The organism is Salmonella sp. SAL-020, from assembly GCF_017372215.1.
Classification (GTDB): Bacteria; Pseudomonadota; Gammaproteobacteria; order Enterobacterales; family Enterobacteriaceae; genus Salmonella; species Salmonella enterica.
The window spans coordinates 1,811,206-1,827,764 of the sequence record NZ_CP071690.1 but is presented as its reverse complement, the minus strand read 5'-3'; the positions used below and the strand labels follow the sequence as shown (position 1 = coordinate 1,827,764).

Genomic DNA, 16,559 nt, shown 5'->3' with positions numbered 1-16,559 from the left:
AACTGAAAGGATACACGTTGCTATGAAATTTAAATTCGCCACATTACTCACAGCCGCCACGGTTTTTTACTCTTATCAGAGCGTTGCACAAAGTCAGCAATCGCCTGATGTCTGGTCAGTTGTCGAACAGAAACTGCAAAATGCCGTCCCTTTAAATGAAAACACCACTTTTAAATCGCAGGCAGCCTGGTTTGAATTACACAGGGAACTGTTTATGTACGGCCCGATGAGCCGTGCGGATGCATTACTGAAAAAGCTGGACACACAATCGAATGATGCGAAGTTTTCGCTAAACCATGAGGCCTCGTGGATCGCTGAAAATAATAGCCCGGATGCCGCGATGGTTTTCCTGTCCAAAATTGGTCTCGATAAACCGTCGAGCATTACCGCCTACGAGAGCTACGTTGATGGCTGGGTTAATCGCAAACAGCCTGAAAAAGCCTTAGCCCTTCTTAGCAAAAATGCCGACGCGAGGAATTTTTATTTAGCCACGGTTTTAAAATCCTGGCACTCAGATCCTGATAAAACCGCCGCTATTTATAATGAAAATTACGCTGATAAAATTGTTGTTCCTTATACTCAGCTAAAAATGCTGCTTATTATTGCGAAGCAGTACCATGCCAAGGGCGACACCGCAAAGGCGTTGGTTTACGCAGATAGCGCGCTGAAAATGTTTGATACGGCTATTGCTCAACAACCGAGTGCTGAAGCCTACCGTTATCAGGAGTATCTCGACCTGATGGAGATCTATTACGCCACGGGTAATAAAGAGAAGGCGATGGCGTTGTCTGCGAGATTGCGCAAAGCAACCGGCAATAAAGGAAGCTATTTCCAGTATTCATTACCGGGATTGCTCTCTTTTTATAAGAAAAACGAGCTGACACAGAATTATCAGGAGACGCTTTCAACCTATGTGACGCAGGTCGATAAAATATTCAATTTTGCCCCTTCGCCGCGCATTGAAATGGAGCTGATTGATTTATTAAGCAAGCTTGATGATGTTGCGCTGATGAATAAGCGTATCGATTTGCTGATGAGCGCGCCGGAATATACCTGCTACGACGACAGGTATTGCTACGAGTACAAAATCAAAGCGCTGAAGAATCTCTTTCAGCATAAGCAGAATGCTGTGGCGGAAAAGCATATCGCAACCCTCTCCGCCGAGGCGCAAACCCTGACGTTCGCCGAATGGGAAGATGCAACAAATGAAATAGGTGAAGTACTCAAAGAAATTGGCCATCCTGAGGCAGCGCAAAAATTAGCCGTCAGCGCCGAGGCGATTTACCTCAGCCAAGCAAAAGCCTGGCCTGATGAAGATATGTCGCGTTCCTTTCAAAGACTTGCAGAGCTTTACGGCTATGGCAACGACACGGTGAATGCCAAACGGGTGTTACACCAGCACGTTCCCTCTCTCGAAGAGGAGGCGATGATCGACCACTACATGAATGCAAAACAGTGGAGTCAGGCAAGGGAATTGATGATTAACGCAGATAGGGTCGATAATAAAAACCTGATGCTGTTACGCCAGATTTGTTCTGAAAACACGCCCGAGTGTCAGGAACATATTACCTTTACGCTGAAAAAATTAACCACGCAGGCGTCGATTACCCGCCAGGACGACACCGGTAATCAGCAGCTTTATCAGATTGGGAATATTTTTCACAGATTGGGTATCATACCGGGAGCGGAACAGCAGGCGCTGATTCAGGCGTTGTATAACAAGGCCGCAGAGCCTAAAAAAGCCACGCCTTAATCGATTTACCCGCCCGGCCACCTTTCTCACATGCGGGAAGGCGGCGGGCGGGAAAAATCAATCGCGGAAGTTTTTGAACTGGAACGGCTGGCCCAGATTGCCGCCGCGCATCAGCACCATCGCTGCCTGCAGATCGTCGCGGGATTTACCGGTCACACGCACTAACGTAAATTCGAATCCAAACCCACAGAGATTACCGCAAGATATTAATGTTGACCCAACACCGCCTGCCGGAAGACCCGCGCTGGAACGCCCTGCACGAGGAGTTCAGCTTTGACGACGACGACAACCTGCTGGGCATGAACATGCCGCCCGAAGGTGGCGAGCATCAGGCGAAAGTCAAAGGCGACCGCCTGCTGCTACAGGGCAGACCACCACTATGAGTACGACGAGTTCGGCAATCCCATCGCTGACCGCTGGGGCAAGGCGCAGTGCCGGGAGCACCGATTTGAATGGAACGGCGAGCACCGGCTGGTGCGCTTTACCGACGTGCGCCACTATGATGATGAAGGCTTTCCGCGCCACTCGTGGCGCTATGAGTTCGATAATGGCGTGACCACCCTATATCCCTGTCCGACGCGAAAATCCTCAGTATCAAGCCTTCTGATAACCCCTTTAAGCTGATCGATTCTCACGGTCGGTATCTGCTTGTTAATCCGGGCTTGTGGGTCAGGCGCTCAAGGAGCGTGAAGTGTGGCGCAATGTTTTCGCCTTCCGGCGCGTTTCCTGGCATAGACGCGGTTATCGGCGACAGGTATCCGGCGATGGTGATGAAGCTCGCGGCACAATAAGGCCTTAGCGGGATGCAGAATCGCCTCCCGCTAAGGCTTCATTCAGCCGCTTTCCATATCACATAAATACGCCTCTTCCACTCCTGTCCAGCAGCAGGCGACAGCTCATTTCGTTAGCGAAACGGTGGCTCATTAAACGTGCGTAATTTACGTGAGTGCAAACGATCACCTTCTGCGCGTAGTAAATCAATAGCACGAATACCAATTTGCAAATGTTCTGAAATAGCCCCCTCATAAAACCGGTTTGCCTGCCCGGGCAGTTTAATTTCACCGTGTAAAGGTTTGTCAGAAACACAAAGCAGCGTGCCGTAAGGCACGCGGAAGCGATAGCCCTGGGCTGCAATCGTCGCGCTCTCCATATCAATCGCGACCGCGCGGCTAAGGTTGAATCGCAGCGCCGATGCGGAATAACGAAGCTCCCAGTTACGATCATCCGTGGTGACGACCGTTCCCGTGCGCAGTCGCTGTTTCACCTCTTCACCGGGCATTCCGCTAACCGCTTTGGTAGCGTCGTACAGCGCACGCTGTACTTCCGCAATGCTTGGAATAGGAATATCAGGCGGCAGAACGGCATCCAGCACATGATCATCGCGTAAGTAGGCATGGGCCAGCACATAATCACCAATCGCCTGACTTTCTCGTAACCCTCCACAGTGCCCAATCATAAGCCAGACGTCAGGCCGCAACACGGCCAAATGGTCGCAAATCGTTTTAGCATTTGAAGGGCCGACACCGATATTTACCAGCGTAATCCCCTGCCCATCTGCCGTTACCAGGTGCCAGGCGGGCATCTGATGCTTCTTCCAGGCCAGATCGGAAATAGCCTCTTCCGGCGCTTCCGTTTCTGCCGTGATCCAAATTCCGCCGGCACAGGAAAGCGCGATATAGGGACTGTCAGGATCAAGAATTTGGCTGCATCCCCAGCGCACAAACTCATCGACATAGCGGGTGTAGTTGGTAAACAAAACGAAGGGCTGAAAATGTTCAACCGGCGTACCGGTATAGTGCCGTAACCGGGCCAACGAGAAGTCAACACGACGCGCGTCGAAGTGCGATAGCGGATAGAATTCGCCGGGGTGGAACAGACCGTCTGCCGTCTCATCGCCAATCTGCGCCAGTTCTGTGGTAGGAAAATGGCGCGTTAGCCCGGCGCTCATAGAACGATCCAGCGTCAGAGCCGAGCCATCGATCACATAAGGATACGGGATCTCATGGTGCGAGGCCTCTACCGCAATATGCGCGCCATAATCATGGTAAACGAGGTTAAGCTGTTCCAGAAGATAAGCGCGAAATAGCGCAGGCCGCGTAACGGTAGTGGTATAACAGCCGGGATGAGTAAAGCGTCCAAAAGCGCGTGTTTTAGGCGGGTTCGGTGTCGCGCCATCCCAGCTTACAGACAGCGAAGGATAAACAAACAGTCCGTTAAGCCTGGCGTGGGGATCGGGCAGCGTACCGTTATCAACATAGTCAGCGATGGCTTCACGGAGCGCGTTAACCGACTGCTCGTATAGCTCCTCCAGGCGATCCAGCGCCTGCTCGGGCGTTAGGTTTGTGCCTTTATTTTCCATATTATTCTCCTTAGCGTTCACAGGTGAGGCACGTCATTCGATAGTATGACAGCAAAGGAGGAAACTAAAGGGGTTAGCGTAGGGGTGGCGACAGTAAACATGAACCCTTTAAAAAGAAAAGAGAACTATCTTAGCGCCACCATCATCGCTCAAAAAGAAGGGTACTGGTACAGCCATTTGTTAAGTTCATTACAATTAGTCATATAACCATTTCCCGGCTTTTGCTGACTCGATCAGCATGCTGATAGTGAAATCTGGGACGGGTACAGGTTCCGTTTTCTTGAACGGATGCCATGAAAAAGGGTGATTAGGAAAATAGGTTTCTATTCTGAAGTTACCTCGCTCGACATTGAGTTTCTCGAAGAATTTATTCATGAGATCTTCGGCTTCAAGTTCATCAATGCTCAGATCAGTATCAAGGTCAATCTCTGGTGTTAATTCCACTTGCTTAATGTTGAACAGATATGTGCCAGCATAAGGCCGTACAAGCTCGTAAACTTGCTGTTCAATATTGTCTACCATAACTTATCATTGCCCCGAGCAATGGTATTGTAGTCGCGTATAGTGCGATATGTTATTTGTGACACATCTGCGGCAAGGATAATTTCCCCGATCAAAGGAATGAAACGTCCAACAAACGGCGCAATGTTACGAACCATAACACGTCTGGCTGTCCACGGGGTGTAACCGCCTAACCATGTCGGAAGGGATATTCCAAAGGGAAATTTTGACTTTTTAAACACTGCACGTGCAGTCCTGGACGCGTATGATGTGCCTTTAGTCGCTCCAGCGGGTTTCGCCCTTGTCCAAAGATTATTACGACCTGATGCCAAAGCAACAACAGCCCCGAAATCTGCAACACCAATCCCAAACTGGCTTGCGGTATTCTCACAGAAAATCATAACAGAAGTTCGGCAGCAGTCAGATTGGATTTTCCTGCATAGAAGTATGTTCCATTTAGTTCTTCTACTGTATCCATTAGAAACTCTATAGTTACTATTTTGGTTTACTTATTGTACATCCTTGTTTCGAATGAAAGAAATCAATCTTTTGGGAAAGAACGGATCAAGATCACGGGAAATATCTGAAATCAGATGAAAGAGACAGTCGCGATTCCCACCAGGGGCATCACCTGGCAAGCTTGTGTGATCGCTCCGTTTGAACCGAACACATCTATATGTCAGCATACTGATACGGGTTTGATCTTGCGGATAGCGGTATCGGTTAATGCCATAGGTGGGGGCTCCATTTTCTCAGCGAACCGCGAGGCCCCGATTAAGCCCCTAAAAACTATGGATGTCAAAAAACCCGGCAAACCTTCTCAGGTCAACCGGGTAAAGATAATTTATTGTTTTTTAAACGTCTCCGGACTCACCAGGATGTCCCGAAACTAAAATCTGGCTCCTCTGACTGGACTCGAACCAGTGACATACGGATTAACAGTCCGCCGTTCTACCGACTGAACTACAGAGGAATCGTGTGAACGGGGCGAATATTAACGAGGTGCCCCTGGCTTGTCAAAGCCTGTTTTCACAAAAAAAGTTCGTTTGCTGCTTTATTCCACACTTCGGTTAAAATTCACCGTTTCCTGATGATTTTCACAGCAAAAAGCGCTTACTCCCTCTTTACGCGCGGGTATCTCCACAGCCAGCGCCCGCTTACCAGACGCCAGTAAAACAGCGCGCCGCGCACGGCCCAGTCAAGAAACATCCCCAGCCAAACCCCTACAACCCCCATACCCAGCACAATACCAAGCGTATACCCTGCCACAACGCGACAGCCCCACATCCCCAGCATCGATACCCACATCGCAAATCGCACATCGCGCGCGCCTTTAAAACCCGACGGCAACACCCACGCGGCCGCCCAAATTGGCATAAAGACAGCATTAAGCCAGAGCAGAACTTTCACTACCTCTTTTACGTCCTGCTCCTGGGTATAAAATGAGGCAAACAGACCCGCGAACGGCGCTGTCCCCCAGGCGATTGCCGTAAGTACGATAGTCGACATCCAGAATACATGGCGCAATTGACGCTCTGCCTGACCAATTTGTCCGGTACCAAGACGCTTACCGGTGATAATAGTCGACGCCGAACCAAGGGCGTTACCCGGCAGGTTGATAAGCGCCGCCACGGAAAAGGCAATAAAGTTACCCGCAATAACGTTAGTGCCCATTCCGGCGACAAACATTTGCGTCAGTAGCTTGCCACCGTTGAACAGCACTGATTCAATGCTCGCCGGAATACCGATACCCATCACTTCCCAGATAATGCCGAAATTCAGCGGCTTCAGATAGCTTTTCAGCGGAATGCGCAGCGCCGGATTAAAACCAATCATCAGCACCCAAATAATCGCTACTGCGCCGATGTAGCGCGAAATGGTTAATCCCAGCCCCGCGCCGGCAAAACCCAGCCCTTGCCAGGAGAAAGCCCCGTAAATCAGGATGCTGCTGATGATAATATTGAGAATGTTCATCCCGCCGTTAATCATCAACGGGATTTTCGTATTCCCTGCCCCACGCAGCGCGCCGCTACCGATTAGCGCAATTGCCGCAGCCGGATAACTCAGCACTGTCAGTTCAAGGTACGTTAACGCCAGCCCCTTTACTTCTGACGTCGCCTCGCCTGCGACAATATTAATAATTTCACTGCCGAAATAATGAATGACCACTGCCAGCACAACGGCAAATAGCGTCATAATCACCAGCGACTGGCGCGCCGCCGCCCTTGCCCGTCGCCTGTCGCGCTTGCCCAGGCTAAAGGCAACCACCACCGTAGTACCAAGATCGATAGCCGCAAAAAAAGCCATAATTACCATATTAAAACTGTCGGCAAGCCCCACGCCCGCCATTGCTTCCTTGCCCAGCCAACTGACGAGAAAAGTACTGAGCACGCCCATTAGCAAAACACAGGTATTTTCCAGAAAAATAGGGATAGCAAGTGGGGTGATTTCACGCCAGAACAACACTTTGTAGCTCTTGCGTTTGGCATACCAGGGCGTACGGACGACAGCCTGGCGTAAGGCAGTGGAGACGTTCAAAATGGACCTTAAAGAAGAGAGTTGAAACCACATTTCAATAATGAGCGAGAAATCGTAAGGCTGCAAAGCTTTTTGCAGAAAAAATGTCTGCAAATGCAACAAAGTGATGAGATAACCCGCAATCGAATCTGTAAGAGGTTAAATGGGGTTTGACAAAAATTTTTCCGCCGCTAATATACGACCCCACACGATTCCTCTGTAGTTCAGTCGGTAGAACGGCGGACTGTTAATCCGTATGTCACTGGTTCGAGTCCAGTCAGAGGAGCCAGATTTTAGTTTCGGGACATCCTGGTGAGTCCGGAGACGTTTAAAAAACAAGAACTTATCTTTACCCGGTTGACCTGATAAGGTTTGCCGGGTTTTTTGACGCCCATAGTTTTTGGGGACTTAATCGGAGGGCTAGCGGTTCGTTGAGAAAATGAAGCCCCTGCCATGACACTCACTACTAATACAGATACTCCAGCCCATGAAAACCAGCAATGCGACAGGATATTTAAAGGCCAGGCCTGCCCGCGCTAATGTTGACCGGCATTCCGGAACGGCGCTCCAGCACCTCATTAACCCGCGAAGTATCAACGTCATCCCCTTTGATAAACGTGCGCAGCACTGGCGTAACGGGCAATGGAACTTTTTTGTCTGACTCAAATTCAGCACGGTTGCGAGAAAGCGGTTCGTGTACCTCCAGCCAACGACTGCCATCCGGCTCTACCGAAAATTTAACGGGCCTGTCGATAATCTGAACGCGGGTTCCTACAGGAACATGGTCGAATAAATATTTAATATCGTCATTGCGTAAACGGATACAGCCCTGACTGACGCGAAGGCCAATGCCAAAGTTAGCGTTAGTGCCATGGATGGCATATAACCTGCCGATATATATTGCGTATAGCCCCATAGGGTTATCCGGCCCCGCAGGCACCATCGCGGGCAGCGTTTTTCCCTCTTTAGCATATTCCCGACGCGTATTAGCCGTTGGCACCCAAACCGGGCCATCTTGTTTGCGTTCAACCGCAGTTACCCAGTTGCGCGGCGTTTCACGGCCAGCCTGACCAATACCAATAGGTAGCACCTCAACCGTATTCGTGCCTGCGGGATAATAATAAAGGCGCATCTCGGCGACGTTTACCACAATACCTTCACGAACGGTGTCAGGCAGAATCAACTGCTGCGGCACCACCAGTGTGGAACCAGACTGAGGTAAAAACACATCCACGCCGGGATTCGCTTCAAGCATATTACTCAGCCCCTGACCGTAGCGGGCGGCAAATGACTCTAAGGGCTGAGTATTGTTCTGCGGTACGGCGATTGTGACAGGCTGTCCTACCAGACGACTGCCTTCGGGCGGCAACGGATAGCTTATAGCCAGCGAGAAATGGCTTACCAACAAGACGAAAAACGGAAAAAAAGGTGTGATACGACGCATTATATCCCTTCCTTTGTCGCGGCAGGTGCGCGTTAAGTATAGCTTTTTTCTCACATGGCTGGTGTTGTGCGCCCGGGTTATGTTGCGTTTGCGTTCCCCTCCGGCAGGACAATATTACTGGCCGCCAACTCCCCCATGTTGTGGAACATGGCGCACGCGGCTTCCACGATCGGCATCGCCAGCGCCGCGCCGCTTCCTTCACCTAACCGCATCGCCATATGCAAATAGGGTTCCATAGACAAATGCGCGAGCGCGATGCGGGCGCCCTTTTCCGCCGAAAAGTGCGACGGGATCAGATAAGGTCTCACCGCAGGCGCAATCTGACAGGCCGCCAGCGCTGCCGAGTAGGAAAGAAAGCCATCCAGCAATACGGGTAAGCCACACCTTGCCGCGCCAAGCATCACGCCGGTCATCCCGACCAGATCAAAACCACCCACCTTCGACAACACATCAATGCCGTCGCGCGGATTGGGCTGATTAATCGCAATCGCCCGCCGCACGACGTCCACTTTATTATCGATGCGGGAAGGCGGAAGATTCGCGCCAATCCCCACCACCTCTTTTGCATCACTTCCTGTAAAAACGCTGACCATCGCGGCGGCTGGCGTAGTGTTCGCCATTCCCAGCTCCCCTACGCCAAATAAGGTCACGCCGCGTTGCGCCAGGTCGCAGGTGTAGCGGGAAACCTCCAGCAAAAGCGCCTCAGCCTGCAAGCGACTCATCGCCGGGCCAACGGCAATATTTCCGCAGCCGCGCGCGACGCGCATATTAACTACGCCAGGAATAGGTTCGGCATCAATACCGACATCAATGACATGCACCTTCGCACCGGCCTGAGCGGCAAGCACGCATACGCCGGTTGTTCCCCGCGTCATATTCGCCGCCTGAATCGCCGTCACGATTTTGGGCGAAACCGCTACGCCTTCATCCCAGACGCCATGGTCGGCGCACATCACCAGCACCGCCTTTTCACCTACCTGCGGCGTACCGTTAAGACCCGGCATACCCGCGAGCTGAACGGCTAAGGTTTCCAGTCTGCCCAGGCTGCCCGGCGGTTTGAGCAGGCCGTCAATATGTTGCTGCGCACGCGCCATCGCCTCGGCGTCCGGCGCAGGAATGTCACGGAGTAAAGCGTGTAGTGTCTGCATAAGATGTCTCGTCCGTAATAATCGGCTCATAACAGAGCCAGCAGAAAGATCAATTCACCAAGTTCGATCGCCGCGCCCAGCGTATCGCCGGTTTGACCGCCAAGCGTACGTTTAAGCAACTGGCCAAGGATGAAAATCGCCGCGCATGTGACCACCATTGCGGCCAACCCTTGCATACCAGGCAGTAATACCGTGGCGACGATTACCGCCAATCCCAGAGTAATGCAGGTTTGCCGTCCGCTGACTTTACCGATAAATACATTGCCAAGCCCCTCTTCACGGGCGTAGCGATGACGGTACATCAATAAAACGGCGCTGCCGCGTCCGGCCGCACAGGCCGCCGCCAACGCCGCCAACATTGGCGTTCCACGTAACGCCAGTTCGCTGACCACCAGAATTTTTGCCAGTAGCACAAAAATAAGCGCCAGCCCGCCATGGGTTCCCAGACGACTATCACGCATAATCTCCAGCATTCGCTCACGGCGGCGCGCGGAAAAAATACCATCGCAGGTATCGGCCAACCCATCCAGGTGAAAACCACCGGTCAGCAACGCCAGCGCCAGAATACAGAACAACGCCGCTAGCGGAATACCGCACCAGGGTTGCAGGAGGATGAAAATCAGGCCGCTTACCCCTCCCAGAATCAACCCGATAAAGGGAAACATCACGATCCCACGCGAATACTGCTCGAAATCCAGTCCCTGCGACCAGCGTGACGGCACGGGCAAGCGGCTAATAAAAGCGAGCATGGCCCAAAACAGCTTACTCATTTAATTTTGACTCCAATACCTGAGACCACCAGCCAGACCTCATCCGCCGCTGCCGACAGTCGTTGGTTGACCCGACCGGCAATATCACGAAAATGGCGCGCCAGACGGTTTTCCGGGACGATCCCCATTCCCACCTCATTTGTCACCAGTACCACTTTCGCCGGGCAGCGCTGGCAGGCTGCAATTAAAATCTGAATTTCATCGTCAATGGCGCGCTCCATCGCCGCGTAATCCCACTGTTCGGGATCGTTTTCGCCTCCCAGCGCAAACAGCAGATTCGTCACCATGGTGGTAATACATTCCAGCAAAATCGCGTCGTCAGGGGCAAGATCCGCGGTAATCAACGTATCAAGATGCCGCCAGCATTCTGCGGTCCGCCAGTGTGCCGGCCTGCCATCTTTATGATGCTGAATTCTCGCCGCCATCTCGTCATCAAGAATCTGCGAGGTGGCGATATACAGTACCTGCGGCGCATCGCCAATTAAGGCTTCAGCATGACGGCTTTTACCACTACGCGCCCCGCCCGTCACCAGAATCATCATACCGGCTCCTGATGCTGTTGCATGATGGTATAAATTTTATCAATATCAATATGTTGCCGCATCGCTTCCGCCAGCAGATCAAATTGCCGCGCTTTATGCTCCGCATAACAAAAAGTCGTTTCCCACGGCGCAAGCCCTTTTCGTGCCCGTAACCCATTGACCACCGCACGGGTAAACGCATCGCTGTCAAACAGGCCGTGAAGGTAAGTGCCAAACGCCAGTCCGTCGGCGGTGACCGCGCCATCCGCCACAGAGCATCCATTTTTCTGTAACGTCATGGCCGTACAGCATCCTTCCTGCAGCACCGTTTCCCCCATGTGGATTTCATAACCGCGTACCGGTAGCCCCGCCGCGGCAGCCAGCCAGCTGGGCAGCTCGCCTGACATTGTCGCGTTAACCTGCGTCGTGATTTTATCCTGTGCAAAGCGAGTGATCGTATTAAGCAGCCCCAGGCCCGGCTGCGTACCCAGCCCCGACTCCACCTCATCCACAATAGTGTCGCCCAGCATCTGGTAGCCACCGCAAATTCCCATCACCGGCACGCCCTGCCGATGTGTCTGCAATAGCGCATCCGCCATCCCGCTTTCGCGCAGCCAGGCGAGGTCGCTCAGCGTATTCTTACTGCCCGGCAGGATCACCAGATCAGCGTCAGTCAACGCTTCCGGGCGGCGAATATAGCGTATGCGCACATCCGGCTGCGCCGCCAGAGCGTTAAAATCCGTAAAGTTAGAAATATGTGGCAGTTGCACAATGGCAATAGTGATATCACGGGGGGCGTTACCGCGATATTTATCGTTTTGCAGCGCGACGCCATCTTCATCTTCCAGATCCACATCCAGCCACGGCATCACTCCCAGGACCGGGACGCCGGTAAGCGATTCGATTTGTTCGATACCGGAATAGAGTAGCGCCACGTCGCCGCGGAATTTGTTGATAATGACGCCCTTTACTCTGTCACGCTCCTGTTTATGCAGCAGCGCCAGCGTGCCATAAATAGCGGCGAATACGCCGCCTCGGTCGATATCCGCCACCAGAATAACCGGACACTGGGCCATTTCCGCCATTCCCATATTGACGATATCGCGATCGCGCAGATTGATTTCCGCCGGGCTTCCGGCGCCTTCCAGCACAATAACGTCATATTCCTGCGCCAGGCTGTTATAGACCGCAAGGATTTGCTCACGCAAACGCGGTTTATAGTCATGGTAACTCACCGCATCCATATTGGTCGCCACTTTCCCCATCAGCACGACCTGCGCCTGGCGATCGCTGGTCGGTTTGAGCAGCACCGGGTTCATACGCACATCTGGCGTGATCCCCGCGGCTTCCGCCTGAAAAATCTGCGCCCGCCCCATCTCTTTACCATCCGACGTAATACCAGAATTAAGCGCCATATTTTGCGATTTAAACGGCGCGGTACGCAGACCATCCTGATAAAAAATGCGGCATAAACCCGCCGCCAGCACACTTTTGCCGACGTCGGATGCCGTCCCCTGCAACATAACTGCCTGCGTCATGACGCCTCCCTGAATGCGCACTTTTGCATTCGATGAAAAAACTCCGTTTCTGTTTTACACAGCGGCAGTCCCAGTTGAGTATGAAGTTTGACCAGCCAGGGCTGGGTTAGCCCCGCTTGTTCCATCGCTTCCGTACACGCGAAAACCTCGCCAGGCGCGCCATGCGTCAGGATCTGGCCCTGGCGTAACACGTATACGGCATCGCTAATTTCATAAATAAGATCGATATCATGGCTGGAGATAATGACATGATTGCCCTGCGCCACAATCCGCCTGATGATAGCAAGCATCTGAGTGCGCCCTGCGGGATCGAGACCAGCAGTGGGTTCATCCAGCAATAGATAGCGCGCCTGTAGCACCAGCGCTCCGGCGATAGCCACACGTTTTTTTTGCCCATGACTCAAACACTGAATGGGCTGATGGCGAAAATGTTGGGCGTCAACCAGCGTTAGCGCCTCGTCGACGCGGCGCGTGATTTCCGCCTCCGGCACCCCCAAATTACGTAAACTAAACGCAATGTCGCTATCGATATCAGTATAAAAAATCTGCTGTTCAGGGTCCTGAAAAACCGTCGCAACTTGCTGGCGCAGCGCCAGTAGTCCGCGCTTGCTGTAATCCAGCGGTTTTCCCTGCCACAACACGGCCCCTTTTTGCGGACGCAACAGGCCGCTCAGGTTCATAAAAAGCGTAGACTTCCCACAGCCGTTCGCGCCCACCAAACCGGTAACAGGCGAGAGCGAAAAATCCAGATTTAACCCTTTAAGTACCGGCTCATCCTGATATCGGAACCACAGGTCTGAAGTGGCAAGCATAATAGTCCTTACAGGTGAAAATCACCCTGATACAGTTTGATATCCAGCGTGGTAGTCATTTGCTGATAACGCATTAACACCCGCGTAAACAGGAGTCCAGTCAGCATTGCCAGAGATCGATAGCCGTTCGGCAGGCTGCAATAACCAAAACGCAGCGTTTGCGAGCGACGAATTGCCGCCGCCTCATCCAGAAGAATAAAGAGAAAGCGCCACGTTAACAGGATTTGCTCGGTAAGCAGGCGTGGAATATGCGCGCGCTTAAGCAAGCTAATTAACTGCGGAAACGGTAGGTTCATCACCAGCCACAACGTCGCGGACAGCGCCGTCAGGCTACGCCAGAACGTTTCATTCGCCGTAACCACGCCCGCACGGGTAATCCCGATCCAGTACGGCCCAACAGATATGCCAGCCAGCAGCATTTGCGGCTCGCGGCTGATGCTGAAGATAATCGTTATCACGCCGACCAACAAAAATCCAAAAGGTATCGCCATCCATCGACACCAGCGCCAGAGGGATATGCGCAATAGCCAACAGCTCAATCCGGCAATGATCAGCAGCTCAATGCCCTGCCCTACAGGCGGCAGAACAAACGCCAGTATTATCATCGCCAGCCACAGCAAAAACTTGCGCTGCGGCGCAACGTGTGCCCAGCGGCTTTGATAGCTGAGTCGATCAAGCCCGGTCATCACGGCGTTGTTTACCTTTGCAATACCCCAGGATATAAAAAATCACCGCCGCGCCAAGAGAGCCCTGAAGGGTAAACAGCAGGCTTTCAATTTCACCGCTGGCAGGTTCATATAACGGCTGAAACCAGGGTTTATACTGCGGCGCAATAGCCTGAATCTGGCTTTCCGCTTCGCCGTCTGAACCGCCATATTCACCGCCATGGTTAATAAAAAACGGCAGAATCACCAACGCCACCACCATCGCTAACAACATCAACGTTTTTTTCATTTTAATGTCCTTGTACGGTAATCACTTGCCGTTTGGTTAACTGGTCATAAATCATGACGGTTAATAAACCTTCAGCAATAGCGACAGGAATCTGTGTGAGGCAGAAAATCCCCATAAACTTCACAACAGACCCTGTCGCTCCGGCATGGGGATCTGGAAACGCAACGCCAAGCTGGACTGAAGTCACAAAATAGGTCGCCAAATCCGCCAGCATCGCGCACAGAAAAACGGCGACATCGCGGCGCAGTCCGGCACGGCAGGCCATTTTCCACACCAGATAACCGACAACCGGGCCAATCACCGCCATCGACATTCCATTTGCGCCAAGCGTCGTCAGGCCGCCATGCGCCAGCAATAGCGCCTGAAACAACAGCACAACCGCGCCGAGAATCGCCACCACCCCAGGCCCGAACAAGATAACCGCCAGACCAACGCCGGTCGGATGTGAACAACTCCCCGTTACCGACGGAATTTTGAGCGCGGACAGGACAAAAATAAACGCGCCGCACAGCGCCAGCAGTACCTTCTGATGATTATCCTCCTGCACAATACGCCGTAAGCGTACCAGCCCATACCACAAGCAGGGTAAAAACAGTAACCACCAGGCCAGCGCCCACACTGGCGGTAAAAAGCCCTCCATGATATGCATCGCAAACGCCTGTTGCGGGACAACCATCAGCAATAGCGCTGCAGCCAGTCCACTGAAAGACAACTGTCTAAGCTGCTGTTCAAGTTTCATTCTGCATACTCCCACTGTTTATTGACCAGAATGGTCGAAAAATAGGGCAACGCTCGATCATCGTTGACCTCGTGGAGGTGGCGCCAGCACTGCTCGCCGAGCAGCGTGGCCTCGGACATCATTAAGGCGCATTCCAGCAGGCCAGCCTGCGCCAGCAACGCTTTAATACGGGCGAATCGGCCATACACTTTCATCAACACCAGGCTATCATGCTGTTGTAGCGCCTGGGCTATTTCCGCCTCCGGCGCGGTACAAGAAATAACCGCCAGCGATTGCCGTTCTATGGCGAGCGGCATTTTCGCGCGGGCGGCTATCGCGGCGAAGGACGTGACGCCGGGGACAATCTCCAGCCACTCCGGGCAGCCGATTCTCTGGAGTAAAAAAATCCAGGTACTGAATAGCATCGCATCGCCCAGGGTAATAAAACCGACCTGTTTACCCGCTTCCACCTCTGTGGTAAGCGCGGCGGCAACCTCGTTCCAGACCGCTTCTTTCTCGGCGCCGTCAGCGCTCATAGGGAAATGGCAACAACGTACTTCCGTCTGCTCGCCGAGATAGTCGCGCACAATCGACAGCGCCAGGCTATCGCCCCCCTTACGACCGGCGGGCGCATACAGAATGTCCAGCGAGCCAAGAATCCGCGCTGCGCGGACGGTTATCAGGTCGGGCGCGCCTGGCCCGGTACTTAATGCGTATAATTTACCGTTCATGCCGCCTCCTCTACCGTCATGTTCAGCGCCTGGCGCAAATGCGCGACAAACATCGCCCGGATAGCCGGGTTTTCTCCCAGCCCGCTCAGCCACGGCGTCGCCGGAATGCCCGCCGCGTTAAAGCGCATTTTCCATGAGTCGCCGTCGTCTGAAGCCATATCATTAATGGCGTGATCGCCCGCCACCAGCATTAATGGCATCAAATGTACGCCGGTGACGCCTTCGTCACGCAGGCTGTCGATCAGGATGTCGACCTCCGGGTAGCTTTCTACGGCGCCGACGCGCGCCGGAAAGCGCTGCGCGGTCATCATATGATCGAGACAGGCATAAGCTGCGAATGCGTGATGGCTGGCGCCGTGGCCCATAAAAACGACTTTCTCCGTTTGTCTGAGCGATGGCATCTGTTGTCGCAACGCCTGCATTAGCTGCACATAATCGTTATGGCTGCTCAGCAACGGCACGCCCAGCGTCAGGCGAGTGAATAACGGACGCAAGAGTTGTACTTCACGGACAATTTTTTCATATTCGTCGCCGTTAATAATGTGCAACGACTGAATCGCCACGTCCTGATATCCCTGTGCGGCAAGCTTTTGCAAAGCCTGTAATGGCGTATCGATGTCGATACCGTCACGCTGGCGAAGCTTGCGAATGATCATTCCGGAAGTGAAGGCGCGAAACAGGTCGCGATCGGGACAGGACGCCGCCAGATCACGTTCGCACGCCACAATGTTTTTTTCACAGGTGTCGTGATAGCTGGTGCCAAAACTGACCACCAGAAGCGCTTTTTTCATTT

17 protein-coding genes, 2 tRNA genes and 3 pseudogenes are annotated in these 16,559 nt (G+C 52.8%); 5 read left to right on the top strand and 17 right to left on the bottom strand.

Annotation, left to right across the window (positions count from 1 at the left end):
* Positions 1 to 22: 22 nt before the first annotated feature.
* Positions 23 to 1,753: a hypothetical protein gene (locus J1G48_RS08615; protein ID WP_000669119.1), complete on the top strand. Its 1,731-nt coding sequence runs from the start codon at positions 23 to 25 to the stop codon at positions 1,751 to 1,753.
* A gap of 57 nt (positions 1,754 to 1,810) precedes the next feature.
* Here J1G48_RS08615 and J1G48_RS08610 read toward each other — a convergent pair.
* Positions 1,811 to 1,915, bottom strand: a pseudogene (locus tag J1G48_RS08610) (DUF520 family protein); the annotation flags it as partial.
* Between the two features lie 47 nt (positions 1,916 to 1,962).
* On the opposite strand from J1G48_RS08610, the gene J1G48_RS08605 reads away from it, so the two are divergent.
* Together J1G48_RS08605 and J1G48_RS23265 are read left to right on the top strand one after the other, a co-directional pair.
* A complete protein-coding gene (locus J1G48_RS08605) occupies positions 1,963 to 2,136 on the top strand; it encodes a hypothetical protein (RefSeq protein WP_000957535.1) in 174 nt (57 codons plus the stop codon).
* A gap of 180 nt (positions 2,137 to 2,316) precedes the next feature.
* Positions 2,317 to 2,415 (top strand): annotated as a pseudogene (locus tag J1G48_RS23265) (DUF4102 domain-containing protein); the annotation flags it as partial.
* 242 nt (positions 2,416 to 2,657) lie between these two features.
* Here the strand turns inward: J1G48_RS23265 and J1G48_RS08600 are convergent.
* Entirely contained in the window at positions 2,658 to 4,112 is a 1,455-nt protein-coding gene (locus tag J1G48_RS08600) for an AMP nucleosidase (RefSeq protein WP_000428191.1), read from the bottom strand.
* A gap of 45 nt (positions 4,113 to 4,157) precedes the next feature.
* On the opposite strand from J1G48_RS08600, the gene J1G48_RS08595 reads away from it, so the two are divergent.
* On the top strand, positions 4,158 to 4,319 hold the full coding sequence (locus tag J1G48_RS08595; RefSeq protein ID WP_001536381.1) for a hypothetical protein: 162 nt from the start codon (positions 4,158 to 4,160) through the stop codon (positions 4,317 to 4,319).
* On the opposite strand, the gene J1G48_RS08590 is transcribed toward J1G48_RS08595, so the two are convergent.
* The 4 genes and pseudogenes from J1G48_RS08590 to J1G48_RS08575 all read right to left on the bottom strand — a co-directional run bounded on the left by J1G48_RS08590 (position 4,308) and on the right by J1G48_RS08575 (position 7,184).
* Positions 4,308 to 4,634 carry a DUF1493 family protein gene (locus tag J1G48_RS08590; protein WP_000228159.1) on the bottom strand — a complete coding sequence of 109 codons (327 nt, stop codon included), beginning with the start codon at positions 4,632 to 4,634 and terminating at the stop codon, positions 4,308 to 4,310. The genes J1G48_RS08595 and J1G48_RS08590 overlap by 12 nt on opposite strands.
* A pseudogene (locus tag J1G48_RS08585) lies at positions 4,628 to 5,091 on the bottom strand (STM2901 family protein). The gene J1G48_RS08590 and the pseudogene J1G48_RS08585 overlap by 7 nt, the downstream one beginning before the upstream one ends.
* A gap of 419 nt (positions 5,092 to 5,510) precedes the next feature.
* Positions 5,511 to 5,586, bottom strand: a tRNA-Asn gene (locus J1G48_RS08580).
* 140 nt (positions 5,587 to 5,726) lie between these two features.
* Positions 5,727 to 7,184, bottom strand: coding sequence for an EmmdR/YeeO family multidrug/toxin efflux MATE transporter (locus J1G48_RS08575; RefSeq protein ID WP_001675746.1), 1,458 nt, complete (start codon positions 7,182 to 7,184; stop codon positions 5,727 to 5,729).
* A gap of 159 nt (positions 7,185 to 7,343) precedes the next feature.
* Here J1G48_RS08575 and J1G48_RS08570 point away from each other — a divergent pair.
* Positions 7,344 to 7,419 (top strand) — tRNA-Asn (locus J1G48_RS08570).
* Positions 7,420 to 7,644: 225 nt separating this feature from the next.
* Here J1G48_RS08570 and ldtA read toward each other — a convergent pair.
* The 11 genes from ldtA to J1G48_RS08515 all read right to left on the bottom strand — a co-directional run bounded on the left by ldtA (position 7,645) and on the right by J1G48_RS08515 (position 16,557).
* Entirely contained in the window at positions 7,645 to 8,574 is a 930-nt protein-coding gene (ldtA, locus tag J1G48_RS08565) for a L,D-transpeptidase (RefSeq protein WP_001252816.1), read from the bottom strand.
* A 77-nt stretch (positions 8,575 to 8,651) separates the two neighbouring features.
* The gene (gene cobT, locus J1G48_RS08560; protein ID WP_001193983.1) at positions 8,652 to 9,722 is read right to left on the bottom strand and encodes a nicotinate-nucleotide--dimethylbenzimidazole phosphoribosyltransferase; all 1,071 of its coding nucleotides are present in this window, start codon (positions 9,720 to 9,722) and stop codon (positions 8,652 to 8,654) included.
* A 26-nt stretch (positions 9,723 to 9,748) separates the two neighbouring features.
* Positions 9,749 to 10,492, bottom strand: coding sequence for an adenosylcobinamide-GDP ribazoletransferase (gene cobS / locus J1G48_RS08555; RefSeq protein WP_000039997.1), 744 nt, complete (start codon positions 10,490 to 10,492; stop codon positions 9,749 to 9,751).
* Positions 10,489 to 11,034: a bifunctional adenosylcobinamide kinase/adenosylcobinamide-phosphate guanylyltransferase gene (gene cobU, locus J1G48_RS08550; protein WP_000973146.1), complete on the bottom strand. Its 546-nt coding sequence runs from the start codon at positions 11,032 to 11,034 to the stop codon at positions 10,489 to 10,491. Before cobU ends, cobS begins: the two co-directional genes overlap by 4 nt.
* A complete protein-coding gene (locus J1G48_RS08545) occupies positions 11,031 to 12,551 on the bottom strand; it encodes a cobyric acid synthase (RefSeq protein ID WP_000189667.1) in 1,521 nt (506 codons plus the stop codon). The genes cobU and J1G48_RS08545 overlap by 4 nt, the downstream gene beginning before the upstream one ends.
* Positions 12,548 to 13,363, bottom strand: a complete 816-nt coding sequence (locus J1G48_RS08540) for an energy-coupling factor ABC transporter ATP-binding protein (RefSeq protein WP_000881542.1) — start codon at positions 13,361 to 13,363, stop codon at positions 12,548 to 12,550. The genes J1G48_RS08545 and J1G48_RS08540 overlap by 4 nt, the downstream gene beginning before the upstream one ends.
* Before the next feature lie 8 nt (positions 13,364 to 13,371).
* Positions 13,372 to 14,049 carry an energy-coupling factor ABC transporter transmembrane protein gene (locus J1G48_RS08535; RefSeq protein ID WP_000147122.1) on the bottom strand — a complete coding sequence of 226 codons (678 nt, stop codon included), beginning with the start codon at positions 14,047 to 14,049 and terminating at the stop codon, positions 13,372 to 13,374.
* Positions 14,036 to 14,317, bottom strand: coding sequence for an energy-coupling factor ABC transporter substrate-binding protein (locus J1G48_RS08530; RefSeq protein ID WP_000753212.1), 282 nt, complete (start codon positions 14,315 to 14,317; stop codon positions 14,036 to 14,038). The genes J1G48_RS08535 and J1G48_RS08530 overlap by 14 nt, the downstream gene beginning before the upstream one ends.
* A gap of 1 nt (position 14,318) precedes the next feature.
* Positions 14,319 to 15,056, bottom strand: a complete 738-nt coding sequence (gene cbiM / locus J1G48_RS08525; RefSeq protein ID WP_000764336.1) for a cobalt ECF transporter S component CbiM — start codon at positions 15,054 to 15,056, stop codon at positions 14,319 to 14,321.
* Positions 15,053 to 15,766: a cobalt-factor II C(20)-methyltransferase gene (locus J1G48_RS08520; RefSeq protein ID WP_001013560.1), complete on the bottom strand. Its 714-nt coding sequence runs from the start codon at positions 15,764 to 15,766 to the stop codon at positions 15,053 to 15,055. Before J1G48_RS08520 ends, cbiM begins: the two co-directional genes overlap by 4 nt.
* The gene (locus J1G48_RS08515; RefSeq protein WP_000709785.1) at positions 15,763 to 16,557 is read right to left on the bottom strand and encodes a sirohydrochlorin cobaltochelatase; all 795 of its coding nucleotides are present in this window, start codon (positions 16,555 to 16,557) and stop codon (positions 15,763 to 15,765) included. The genes J1G48_RS08520 and J1G48_RS08515 overlap by 4 nt, the downstream gene beginning before the upstream one ends.
* Positions 16,558 to 16,559: the final 2 nt, after the last annotated feature.

Bases quoted from the DNA above. Each gene is read 5' to 3' on its own strand.
- J1G48_RS08615 (WP_000669119.1), top strand. From the start codon at position 23: ATGAAATTTAAATTCGCCACATTACTCACAGCCGCCACGGTTTTTTAC.
- J1G48_RS08605 (WP_000957535.1), top strand. From the start codon at position 1,963: ATGTTGACCCAACACCGCCTGCCGGAAGACCCGCGCTGGAACGCCCTG.
- J1G48_RS08600 (WP_000428191.1), bottom strand. From the start codon at position 4,112: ATGGAAAATAAAGGCACAAACCTAACGCCCGAGCAGGCGCTGGATCGC.
- J1G48_RS08595 (WP_001536381.1), top strand. From the start codon at position 4,158: ATGACAGCAAAGGAGGAAACTAAAGGGGTTAGCGTAGGGGTGGCGACA.
- J1G48_RS08590 (WP_000228159.1), bottom strand. From the start codon at position 4,634: ATGGTAGACAATATTGAACAGCAAGTTTACGAGCTTGTACGGCCTTAT.
- J1G48_RS08575 (WP_001675746.1), bottom strand. From the start codon at position 7,184: ATGTGGTTTCAACTCTCTTCTTTAAGGTCCATTTTGAACGTCTCCACT.
- ldtA (WP_001252816.1), bottom strand. From the start codon at position 8,574: ATGCGTCGTATCACACCTTTTTTTCCGTTTTTCGTCTTGTTGGTAAGC.
- cobT (WP_001193983.1), bottom strand. From the start codon at position 9,722: ATGCAGACACTACACGCTTTACTCCGTGACATTCCTGCGCCGGACGCC.
- cobS (WP_000039997.1), bottom strand. From the start codon at position 10,492: ATGAGTAAGCTGTTTTGGGCCATGCTCGCTTTTATTAGCCGCTTGCCC.
- cobU (WP_000973146.1), bottom strand. From the start codon at position 11,034: ATGATGATTCTGGTGACGGGCGGGGCGCGTAGTGGTAAAAGCCGTCAT.
- J1G48_RS08545 (WP_000189667.1), bottom strand. From the start codon at position 12,551: ATGACGCAGGCAGTTATGTTGCAGGGGACGGCATCCGACGTCGGCAAA.
- J1G48_RS08540 (WP_000881542.1), bottom strand. From the start codon at position 13,363: ATGCTTGCCACTTCAGACCTGTGGTTCCGATATCAGGATGAGCCGGTA.
- J1G48_RS08535 (WP_000147122.1), bottom strand. From the start codon at position 14,049: ATGACCGGGCTTGATCGACTCAGCTATCAAAGCCGCTGGGCACACGTT.
- J1G48_RS08530 (WP_000753212.1), bottom strand. From the start codon at position 14,317: ATGAAAAAAACGTTGATGTTGTTAGCGATGGTGGTGGCGTTGGTGATT.
- cbiM (WP_000764336.1), bottom strand. From the start codon at position 15,056: ATGAAACTTGAACAGCAGCTTAGACAGTTGTCTTTCAGTGGACTGGCT.
- J1G48_RS08520 (WP_001013560.1), bottom strand. From the start codon at position 15,766: ATGAACGGTAAATTATACGCATTAAGTACCGGGCCAGGCGCGCCCGAC.
- J1G48_RS08515 (WP_000709785.1), bottom strand. From the start codon at position 16,557: ATGAAAAAAGCGCTTCTGGTGGTCAGTTTTGGCACCAGCTATCACGAC.